This window comes from Clostridium sp. D43t1_170807_H7 (genome assembly GCF_015555905.1).
Classification (GTDB): Bacteria; Bacillota; Clostridia; order Clostridiales; family Clostridiaceae; genus Clostridium.
The window spans coordinates 1-11,885 of the sequence record NZ_JADNLK010000002.1 but is presented as its reverse complement, the minus strand read 5'-3'; the positions used below and the strand labels follow the sequence as shown (position 1 = coordinate 11,885).

The 11,885-nt window shown below is 28.0% G+C and carries 9 protein-coding genes; all 9 read left to right on the top strand.

Going from position 1 to position 11,885, the window contains the following annotated elements; genetic code table 11:
* Positions 1 to 19 precede the first annotated feature (19 nt).
* The 9 genes from I2E98_RS15905 to I2E98_RS01325 all read left to right on the top strand — a co-directional run bounded on the left by I2E98_RS15905 (position 20) and on the right by I2E98_RS01325 (position 11,607).
* A complete protein-coding gene (locus I2E98_RS15905; RefSeq protein WP_243250891.1) occupies positions 20 to 982 on the top strand; it encodes a discoidin domain-containing protein in 963 nt (320 codons plus the stop codon).
* 163 nt (positions 983 to 1,145) lie between these two features.
* Complete coding sequence (locus I2E98_RS01360) at positions 1,146 to 2,633, top strand: immunoglobulin-like domain-containing protein (RefSeq protein ID WP_195467187.1); 1,488 nt, start codon at positions 1,146 to 1,148, stop codon at positions 2,631 to 2,633.
* A 119-nt stretch (positions 2,634 to 2,752) separates the two neighbouring features.
* Positions 2,753 to 4,498, top strand: a complete 1,746-nt coding sequence (locus I2E98_RS01355) for an ammonium transporter (protein ID WP_195467186.1) — start codon at positions 2,753 to 2,755, stop codon at positions 4,496 to 4,498.
* A gap of 125 nt (positions 4,499 to 4,623) precedes the next feature.
* On the top strand, positions 4,624 to 4,998 hold the full coding sequence (locus tag I2E98_RS01350) for a hypothetical protein (RefSeq protein ID WP_195467185.1): 375 nt from the start codon (positions 4,624 to 4,626) through the stop codon (positions 4,996 to 4,998).
* Between the two features lie 283 nt (positions 4,999 to 5,281).
* The gene (gene rbsK, locus I2E98_RS01345) at positions 5,282 to 6,211 is read left to right on the top strand and encodes a ribokinase (RefSeq protein ID WP_195467184.1); all 930 of its coding nucleotides are present in this window, start codon (positions 5,282 to 5,284) and stop codon (positions 6,209 to 6,211) included.
* 293 nt (positions 6,212 to 6,504) lie between these two features.
* Positions 6,505 to 7,179: an ABC transporter ATP-binding protein gene (locus tag I2E98_RS01340; RefSeq protein WP_195455031.1), complete on the top strand. Its 675-nt coding sequence runs from the start codon at positions 6,505 to 6,507 to the stop codon at positions 7,177 to 7,179.
* A gap of 6 nt (positions 7,180 to 7,185) precedes the next feature.
* On the top strand, positions 7,186 to 9,774 hold the full coding sequence (locus tag I2E98_RS01335) for an ABC transporter permease (protein ID WP_195455032.1): 2,589 nt from the start codon (positions 7,186 to 7,188) through the stop codon (positions 9,772 to 9,774).
* Between the two features lie 76 nt (positions 9,775 to 9,850).
* The gene (locus I2E98_RS01330; protein WP_195455034.1) at positions 9,851 to 10,534 is read left to right on the top strand and encodes a response regulator transcription factor; all 684 of its coding nucleotides are present in this window, start codon (positions 9,851 to 9,853) and stop codon (positions 10,532 to 10,534) included.
* 2 nt (positions 10,535 to 10,536) lie between these two features.
* Positions 10,537 to 11,607: a HAMP domain-containing sensor histidine kinase gene (locus I2E98_RS01325; protein ID WP_195455036.1), complete on the top strand. Its 1,071-nt coding sequence runs from the start codon at positions 10,537 to 10,539 to the stop codon at positions 11,605 to 11,607.
* Positions 11,608 to 11,885 lie beyond the last annotated feature (278 nt).

The following is an 11,885-nucleotide window of genomic DNA, read 5'->3' as shown; positions in this document are numbered from 1 at the left end:
TACGGCTTATGAAGGTAGAATGTTAACGAAGGCTGAGTATAATAGTTCAGTTCACTTAACAGAAATGAATCCAAATAACAATCCATATTTAATCTTAGATACAACTGAAATGAAAACTTTAGTTGGTATTAAATATACAGCACCAGTGGAAACTTCAGGATTTATATTTAAGAAGCAATCAGTAGCAAGTACAGCTCTTAATAAGTTTAAAATTGAAGTAAGTAAAGACGGTTCTAATTGGACAACTGTTAAAGAAGGAACATTAAGCTTAACTGCAGATAATCCTACAGAAACTATTTACTTTGATAAAGAAGGAGTTACTGGTGGAAATCAATTAAATTCATATAATGCAAGATATGTTAAGATAACAGCTTTAGGAACTAAGGATATTTCAGCAGCTGAGATTGAGATATTAACACCTCCTGGAGATAATATCGAAATAGGTGTAGCTGATGACAATATTAACTATAAGAATGGTATCGGAATATTAAAAGATAAGTATATTTATGTAGTTGATGATCCTACAACTACTGAAAATGAAGAAAAATCAATACCGGCAGGTTCAATTGTTATAACAGGTGAGTATAGAGGAAATCCTGCATTTAATGTACCTTTAGTATTAAATCAAAATGAAGAGCATATTGCAGATCAATATAATGGAATACTTTTAGCTGAAGTACCTGATAATGGTAATTTAGAAGAAATAGCTGAAGGAAATTGGATTTATTGGGTTGAGCCACAATATGCATCAGAGTTTATGAAAGATAATACTGAAATATTTGCTGAATTATACAGAACAGATAGCGCTGATGCCTTAGAAGGTGGACAAAGACTTGTGAGTGATACATTTAGAATTGCAGTACCAGATGTATTACCACAAATAAGCTTAACATCTGGAAAGACTAGAAGTCTAACTTCTGACAATGTTAAAGCAATTGAAATTAAAGAATCTACAGTTAATAAGATTACAGAAAGCAGATAATAAAAAATATTCTTATTAACTAACGTGTCTTTTCAATTGTTATATAAAACTGTTATATCAAATTGTTGTTACCAACATTTTGATATAACAGAATATTAGTTTTTTTAGTAAGATAAAGCTTTAATTTAAAATAAAAAAATAATGAGCCGTAAGGAGGATTGTTATGCAAAAGGAAATTTACGAAAAGAGATCTGATAGAAGATACTCTAAGAAAAAATTAAATAAAAAAATTATATCTTTAGCAATTATATTTGCACTTTTTATAAGTGTATTTGCATATTCAAAAAATAGTTCTGCAGATAATAATAAAGTTAGTAATCCTTCTGTAGAGTTAAATGTTGAGAAAATAAGCAGAGATAAGGTTAAAATATCATTAAATGATTTTACACCAGTAATAAAATCATTACAATTAAGTTTAGAAATTAATGGTAATGCTAAGTTTAAGGCAGATAGCATTAATTGGCTTGTTACTTCTGGTTCAAATGATTTAAAGACTCACGTGAAAATGAGCAATGACAATAAGAAAATAGAAATTTTCGCTGTTTCTAGTGATGCTTTAAAGAAGGTTGGTGGAACATTAGATATATGTGAAATAGAAGTTTCTAAAGTATCAAATGGAAGCTCAGCATATTTTATTGATGCTACTTTAAATAATAATGGAGTTTCTTATAGTTATGTAATTAATGATACAAATAAGCAAGTTACTGGGATTGATATGGCTAATTTAAGTGATGATAAGTTAACTATAAATTCATCACCTATAATTGCATTAAAGAATTCACCTTCAGTAGTTAATGGAATGATTGTTATATCTAAAGGTGATACTTTTGATGCAAAAACTTACATAGAAGTTACTGACGAAGAAGATGGAATAATTTCTACTGACAATGTTACTGTTGAAGGGAAAGTTAATACTAAAGTAGTTGGATCTTATGCTATTAAATACAGTGTATCTGATAATGAAGGAGATACTTCATATTTAGAAACAACAGTAATTGTTGAAGATATAGCAGTAGATACTGTAACTAATCCAGTGATAACTGTTAATAATAGTGATAGTGATAAATTAACTATTACTGCTGGAGATACAGTTGACTTAAATGACTATATAACTGCAGTTGATTATTTAGGAAGAGCTATTGATGTTGAAATAAAAGGAGATTATGATTTAACTGTTCCAGGAACTTATAATATAACTGCAGTATCAACAGATAGATTTGGAAATGTCACTGAAAAAGAAATTACTTTAGTTATTGAAAAATCAGATGATTCAAATGATAATACATCAGGAGATAACGGAAATAATGGCGGTGACGTTGATAACGGAAATAACGGTGCTGACATTGATAACGGAAATAACGGTGGCGACGTTGATAACGAAAATAACGGAGATACAGAAACAGATAATTCAGGTTCTGGGAATGTAGAAGATAATGGAAGTGTTGACAATCCAAATAAGCCACAAGTACCAGATAATCCTGATTCATCAGATAATAGTAATAATGATATTATTAATGATGATAAGATAACTGAAGAAAATAAAAATGATTTACCAAAGACTGGACAAGGTGTATTCTATGGAGTAATTATAGCTGTAGCAGTTGTAATTATTGGTGCTGGAGTATATTTAGTAATAAAAAAGAAAAAGTAAAAAATTAACATTTATTGTATTGAAAAATATAATAGAATAATATATAATAAATATAAAGGACAAAGGTGTTCTAAGAAAGAATACCTTTGTCCTTTTCTTATTTTTTAGGGGGTGTAAATATGAATAATACAATGATTGTTGATACTATGTGGGTGTTTCTTACTGCTATTTTAGTTTTCTTTATGAATTTAGGATTTGCAGCTGTTGAGGCTGGATTTGCAAGATCAAAGAATACGGTTAATATATTATCAAAAAACTTTATTGTATTTGCCGTTTCATCTTTAGGATTTCTAATTATTGGTTGGGGGCTAATGTTTGGAGGTGACAATCCTTTAATTGGAACACAACATCTATTTATTTTAGGAGATTCAGACCTTTCTTATTACAAGGATACATTAACATCAAATGTTCCTTTTGGGGGAAAATTTTTCTTTCAATTAGTTTTCTGTGGTACTGCAGCAACTATAGTTTCAGGAGCTGTTGCTGAACGTGTTAAATATATATCTTTTATTATATTTTCATTTATTCTTACACTTTTTATATATCCGATTGTAGGACATTGGGTATGGGGAGGAGGCTGGTTAGCTGATCTTGGATTTATGGATTTTGCAGGTGATACAGTTGTTCATTCTGTTGGAGGTTGGGCAGCACTTGCTGGAGCATTAATTCTTGGGCCACGTATTGGAAAGTATGGTAAAGACGGAAAAGTAAATGCTATTCCAGGACATAATATGTCATTAGCTGTTATAGGGTTATTTGTTCTTTGGCTTGGATGGTTTGGATTTAATCCTGGATCTACAATGAGCTTTCAAAAACCATCAGATGTTATGCATATACTTATGACAACTAACACAGCAGCAATTGCAGCTATATTAACATCAACTATAACTTCTTGGATTTTTATAGGTAAACCAGATTTAGGAATGACTATAAATGGATGTTTGGCAGGTTTAGTTGGAATTACTGGTAGTTGTGCATATGTAAGTATTTCTGCTTCATTAATAATTGGAGCAATTGCTGGGGTTATAGTTGTATTTGCAGTGATGTTTTTTGATAGAATAAAAGTTGACGACCCAGTTGGTGCAACATCAGTTCATCTTGGTTGTGGTGTTTTTGGTACTATTTGCGTTGGATTGTTTGCAAAGGAAGGAGTTACAACTCTTTCTACTCAAAATGGTCTTTTCTATGGTGGAGGATTTAAATTACTAGGTATTCAGCTTTTGGGAATAATTGCCGTAGGTGTATTTGTATTTGCTGCGTCTTTATTAGTTTGGGTCATAATTAAGAAGACAATAGGAATTAGGGTATCTCGTGAAGAAGAAATTGCTGGTCTTGATATTGGTGAACATGGAAATATTGCTTATCCAGATTTTGCGCCAGTTACTACTATGGCAGGATTAGCAACTGGAATTGAAGCCACAAAATCAGCTGTTACTACTGTTTCAAAATCTGAAAATACTGTTTTACCTGATGAAGCAATACCAGTAGTGCATAATGAACATTCTGGTACTAAGGTGACAAAGGTTACTATTATTATGAACCAAACTAAGTTATCAGAACTTCAAGAAGCTCTTGATAAGCTTGGTATAACAGGTGTTACTGTTACAAATGTTCTTGGATATGGTATGCAAAAAGGACAATTAACTTATTTCTTAGGTAGAGCTATAGATACTAGGTTACTTCCAAAAGTTAAGGTTGAAGTTGTAATATGTAAAATACCAGTTCAAACATTGGTTGAAACTGTTCAAAAGGTACTTTATACAGGAAATATTGGAGACGGAAAAATATTTATTTATGATGTTGAAGATGTAATTAAAATTCGTACTAATGAACATGGATATGATGCATTACAAGATGAAGAGTAATAATTTACTTTTGAGCTAGGAGATTCAGAATTTCTTGACTTTATATTAAATAATAGAAATATATAAATTAATTCACCTATATTTCAGAATTGAATAATATATTACTGAAAGGAGGGAATTAAATAGTGTCATTAGAAGTTGTCGGCGTATATCGTGATGAAGAATCTCTATATGATGAATGTAAAAAATGTATATCTTATTATTCTGTTATTATAATGAGTAATGGAGGTAGACTAGAGGGAATTATTGAAGAGGTAAATAATAATACTGTAAGTGTATTAGTTGCAGAAGAGGTAATGGAAAGTGATTATGAGAATGAAATGAATAGACAGCAGTATATGGGATATAGGCAGCCAGGAAGATTTAGACGATTTAATAGAAGAAATTTCCCAATGCGAAATATTAATAGGGTAAGGCCTTTAAGGTTTCCATATATTATACCACCTTATCCAATTTACCCATATCCGTATCCATATCTATATCCATTTTATCCTTATTAAAAAATAAAAATTACCTCTTGGAATCTGTAGTACTTAATTATTTAGAAGAAAAAAATACTTATTTGTATAGAAGATTAGAGTAACAATTTTAAGAGTATACTAATTAAAAAGTGAAGTGGATAAATTATCTTACCCACTTCACTTTTTAATTATAAATACTGGTTCAAAACAAACTTATAAATAAAGAATTTTAAAAAGTTTTAAAAGGGTTTATATAAAGTGTATTATGTAATTAACCTATTTAGGAAGAAATTAAAATTTATAAATTAAAGGAGAAAAAACTATGAATAGAGTATGTGTACTTGGAAGTATGAATATGGACTTAGTTGTAAAAGTAAATGATATACCAAGAGTTGGAGAAACTATTTTATCAAAATCATTCGAAAAGATAGCAGGAGGAAAAGGAGCGAATCAAGCTGTTGCAGCTAAGAGATGTGGTGCTGAAGTTGCTATGATAGCTAAAATAGGAAAAGATGAAAATGGTGAAATTCTTAAAGATAAGTTAAAAGAAGATAATATAGACGTAAAATATGTCTTTGAAGATAAGAATGAATCAACAGGAATGGCATTTATAATGGTTAATGAAAATGGAAATAATTCTATAATAGTTGTAGCAGGTTCAAATATGACAATTAATAAGGAAGATATTGAAGCTTCATTAGAAAAGATTGAAGAATCGGATATATTAATAGCTCAATTTGAAACATCTGAAGAAATGACACTAGAAGCATTTAAGAAGGCTAAAGAGTTTGGAAAAGTGACAATATTAAACCCAGCACCAGCAAAGAAGATAAATGAAGAACTTTTAAAAGTAACGGATATTATAGTTCCTAATGAAACAGAGGCAGAGGTATTAACAGGAATTACAGTTGAAACTTTAGAAGACGCAAATAAGGCAGGGAAAGTGTTTTTAGAAAAAGGAGTTAAATTTGTAGTAATTACTTTAGGAGATAAAGGTGCTGCAGTAATAGGTAAAGATTTCTGTAAATTAGTACCATCATATAAGGTGAATGCAATTGATACAACAGCAGCAGGTGATAGTTTTATTGGAGGTTTAAGTTCAAAATTAGATTTTAGAAATATTAATAAAGAAACTTTAATAGGGGCAGTTAACTTTGGAAATAAGGTATCATCAATATCAGTTCAAAGAAAAGGTGCTCAGCCATCAATTCCATATTTAAAAGAAATAGAAGAAATATATGGGGAGGATTAAATTAAGAGAAATATCATAAACATAGTTTAAAACATAAGAAAATACAAGTTTGTACTTAAACTTATATATTAAGTACAAACTTGTATTTTTATATTTAGGAAAGGTACTATCCTAGAAAATAATCTAAATATTTCAAAATTGTTACATTTTATTATAAGAATCTCTCAAAGATGTGAGGTTTTATTATAAGTACTAATGATATTATTATATTGTAAGGAAAAGGTAATAAAAATTATGAAATAAAAAAAAGTAATTAATAAATATAAAGGATATATGAGGAGAGAGATTATATTATGACTATATTAAAAACTATGGGTTTAAAAAAGTATTATGGAAAAGATGAAAATTTAGTAAAGGCGCTAGATGATGTAAATATAGAAATAAATAAAGGTGAATTTATTGCAATAGTAGGAACATCTGGTTCTGGTAAAAGTACATTACTTCATATGTTAGGTGGATTAGATAGAGCATCAGAAGGAAAAGTAGTAGTAGATGGAAAAGATATATTTTCAATGAATAATGATGAGCTTACAATTTTCAGACGTAGGAATATAGGATTTGTATTTCAAAGTTATAATTTAGTACCAATATTAAATGTATATGAAAATATAGTATTACCAATAGAGCTTGATGGTAATAAAGTTGATAAAAAATATGTAGATAGTATTATTGAAACTTTAGGGTTAAAGGGAAAAGAGGATAGATTACCTAATAACCTTTCAGGAGGACAACAACAAAGAGTTGCTATAGCAAGATCTCTTGCAACTAAGCCTTCAATAGTTTTAGCTGATGAACCAACTGGTAACCTAGATTCAAAAACAGAACAAGAGGTTTTAGGATTGTTAAAGATAACTAGTAGAAGATTTAACCAAACAATAGTTATGATAACTCATAATGAACAAATTGCACAAATGGCAGATAGAATTATAAGAATTGAAGATGGAAAGATTGTAACAAAAAGGGGGTAGGAGAAAGTGCTAAAAAATAATAATAGAGAAATAATAAAAAAGTTAAGTAATAGAAGTCTAAAAGTAAATAAAATGAGAAATATATTTGCAATATTAGCAATAGCATTAACTACCTTGCTTATAACTACAACTATAGTTGGGGGAATAACTTTTTATAATACTAATAAAGTTTATACTAATGTAAGCTCATATGGTGTTGATGCAGATGGATATATAGATTTTAATATAAAAAATATTGATAAATTAAATAATATAGATAACATAAAGAAAAAGGGAATTATACAACTAGCAAGCACAGATATTATACAAAATGAAGTTTTATTAGCTGAAAATGTATGTTTATTTTCTACAGATGATAAAGATGTTTATGAAATGATGGCGGTTGTACCAATAGAAGGTACATATCCTAAAAAAGCTAATGATATATTACTTCCAAGTTGGGTATTAGATGTATTAAATATGGATAAAAATATTGGTGAAACCGTTAGTTTAGATATTGTAATTAATAATGAGGTAAAAAGTATTGATTTTAATCTTTGTGGGTATTATGAATCTTTAGTTGTAAGAGGAACAGGTACTATTAGAGCATTTGTATCTAATGAATTTATACCAAAATATAATAAAGGTATAACAGAAATTGAAGGTACAACAGCAGTTTTTTTAACACTTAAAAATATAAATAGTAATTCAAGTTATGATACTGTCCAAGATGAACTTAATAGAATATCTAATGAAATAGATGGAACAAAAGCTAAGGCTCATCCAAAGTATGATAGTGAAAAAAGTATAAGTAGTGATAGTGAAATTCAACAATTTATAGCTATAGCAGTAGGGATTGTATTAATTATAGCTACAGGATATTTAATTATTTATAATATATTCTATATATCAGTAAGTAAGGATATTAAATTTTATGGTTTATTAAAAACTATAGGTACAACCTCAAAGCAGTTAAAGAGAATAATAATAAGACAAGCATTGAAGTTATCAATTATAGGTATACCAATAGGACTAGTTTTAGGATATGCAGTAGCAACATTTATAATTCCAATGGCATTATCATTTACTTTTATGGGAAATATAGTTGTAGTTTCTAAAAGTCCATTAAATTTTATATTATCTATATTATTTTCTTTAGTTACAGTATTAATAAGCTGTAATAAACCAGGAAGGATTGCAGGCAAGGTATCGCCAATAGAGGCTGTTAGATTTGTATCTTCAGATGCAGAAAATTTAAAGAAGAAAAATAAGAAGGGAACTAATGGTGCAAAGCTTAATAAAATGGCTTGGAGTAATATAGTTAAGAATAAGAAGAGAGTTATGTTATCAGTCTTATCTATTTCTTTAAGTGCTGTGATAGTTATATTTACAATAAGTGCAACATTAGGAATTGATCCAGAAGCTCATGCTGAAAATGAAGTGGTTGCTGATATTACTATTAGTAATGTTATAGGTAATTTTTGGGGGAAGGTTGAGTATCAAGCAATAACTGAAGATTTAATAAATAAAGTAAAAGAGTTAGATATAGTTAAAGATGCAAGAATTAATTATAAAGCAATTACACCTGATGAAGATGGTATTATATATGATTTTGGTGTTGAGTTTGTTTTAAGTGGAAAGCTTAAAGAAGAAGTTAAAAGAGGAATAGAGTCAGGAAATCAAAATATTAGAACTACTATGTTAGGATTTGCAGATGATATGATGATAGCTAATTTAACAGCTTTAAAAGCAGACAGATTAGATAAAGAGTTAGAAAAGTTTAAAGTTATTGATGGAAAGATAGATGAGGAAGAATTTAAAAAGGGTGATTATATAATTTACAATGTTGGGGTTGGAGAATCATATGTAATAGAAGCTGGAGATATATTACCTTTAACAGTGAAAATACCAGATGAAAATGGAGTACTTAAAGAAGTTACAAAAGAATTCAAAGTTATGGCAGTAGTAGCAGATAACACAGGGGGATTCTCTGCTAGTAATATGACAGAGCTTAATATAGAAGAAAATGCATTTAAAGAGTTATTTCCAGATTATAATAATTATATAAAGAGTATTGATATTGATTTAAAAGATAATGTTGATTTAGCTGAAGCTGATGAAGAAATTCAAAAAATTATAAATGAATCAGGAAATATCATGCTTTTCTTAGGTTCTAAAAATTTTTATATAGATGCTATGGAGGAAATGAAATTAATAGTATCATTAATTGGAGGAACCGTTGCATTAATATTAGGATTTATAGGTATAATCAATGTTATTAATACAATGTTAACTTCAATAATATCAAGAAAGTTAGAGTTCTCAATGCTTGAATCTATTGGGATGACAAAGAGTCAAAGCAAAAAAATGATTTTATTTGAAGGTATGTATTACATTATATTAACAGCAGTTTTAGTTATTCCATTAGGATTAGTTGCAAGTTTTTTAGCACCAATGATGTTCCCTATATATGGAGGATTTAAAATTGGAATATACTTAGTCTCAGTAATAGTAGCAATGAGTATAATATCAATAATAATGTTAGTAGTTCCATTAATAGGATATAGAAATATAAGTAAAGAAAGTATAGTTGAAAGATTAAGAATTGCAGAATAATATTTGAAGCATCCTGCATAAAAGGTAATTGTTACCTTTTATGTGGGGTGCTATAATTACATAGAGGTGATATGGTATGTATAACATTATGATAGTTGAAGATGATAAAATGTTAAATCAAGGAATGTCTTTTAATTTTCAAATGGATGGATTTAAGGTTATATCAGTCTTTACATTAAAAGAAGCAGAAGAAAAAATAAATACTGAAGAAATAGACATAATATTGTTAGATGTTAATTTGCCAGATGGAAGTGGGTTTGAGTTTTGTAAGAAGATAAGGGAAAATTATAAAAATCCAATTATATTTTTAACAGCATGTGATATGGAGCTTGACATAATAACAGGATTAAGAATTGGTGCAGATGATTATGTAACTAAACCTTTTAGTATAAATATATTAAGAGAAAGAGTAATGGCAGTTTTAAGAAGATACGGAAAGGATAATGAAACTCCTAAAGTAATTAAAATAAATGAATTTACATTTGACTTTGATAAAATGACAGTTAAGAAAAATAATGAAAGTATAGTGTTAGCACCTACTGAATATAAAGTTTTAAAGAAGTTAGTTACAGAGAAAGGACAAGTATTAACAAGACAAGCTTTATTAGAAGAAATATGGGAAAATGATCAGTATATAGAGGAGCATGCTTTAACTGTAAATATAAATAGGCTTAGAAGTAAAATAGAAGATAATCCTTCAAAACCTAAGTATATTAAAACGGTATACGGTGTTGGATATACTTGGGCAGGAGATAAATAATCATGAGGGTAAAGAATTTTTTTTATAAAAATATTTATAGCATTTTCATGTTTACTGTAATAATAATAAGTAGTTTGTTTTTTCTTTTAGCAAAGATAAGTTTAGATAATATGATTAGTATAAGTCCTAATTTATACAAAGAAGTTAAAAAGATAATGATTATGACTGGATGTTTTACTTTTATAATTATTTTAATATCATCAGTATTAGTATATTCTTTGAGAAAAACTATTGTGGAGTTCTCAGATAAAATGTGTGAAACTATAGATAGTATTATAGAGAAAAAAGAAAATATAATATTTGACTATAATGAAGATACTTTATTGTCAAAGATACAGCAAAAATTAAAAAGGTTAATTGAGATTTTAAATAACGATAGAAATAAGGCAAATATAGAAAAAGAAAATATAAAGACTTTAATTTCAGATATTTCACATCAAATAAAAACACCTATAGCAAATATATCAATGTATAATGAGACTTTAATTGAAAGAGAATTAAGTAAAGAGCAACAAATAATGTGTTTAAGTACTATGAAATCTCAAGTTTCTAAATTAGATTGGTTAGTTAAGGCTTTAATAAAAATGTCTAGATTAGAAAATAACATAATTTCATTAAATAAAAGTTTTGCCTATATAAAAGATACAATTGCTACTGTTTTAAGTGGAGTTTATTTAAAAGCAGAAGAAAAAGATATAAGTATAAAAGTAGAGTGTTCTGATGATATTAAATTAAATCATGATAAAAAATGGACAAGTGAGGCATTATTTAATATTTTAGAAAATGCAGTTAAATATAGTAATGCTGGTGGGAAGATAGATATAGTAGTTGAACAGTGGGAGTTGTTTACTAAGATAGATATTAGTGATACAGGTATAGGAATATCAGAACAAGATATAAATAAAATATTTAAAAGATTTTATAGGTGTAGTGAGGTTCAAGATATTGAAGGTGTAGGAGTTGGACTTTATTTAGCTAATGAAATAATAACAAAACAAGGTGGTTATATTAAAGTAACATCAAAAAAATCAAAAGGAACAACATTTTCTGTGTTTTTACAAAATTTAGAATAAAAACATTATAATTAAATAAAGAAAAATACTTTAATTGTAAAATTGGATTTTTATTAAGATATTTAGGATTAATTATAGTGAACCGTATCAGTAATAATGATACGGTTTCTTCTGTTATTTTTATTGGTAGAAATAGAAGTATTGACATATAGAAATAATAAAAACATAACTGCATACAGATTTATAAAAGTGAAACAATATGATAGTGTAAAGTTTGGTATGAAAAAATAGCCTATGGCTAATTTTTGATAATAATAGAAAAATAACTTTGCAATATC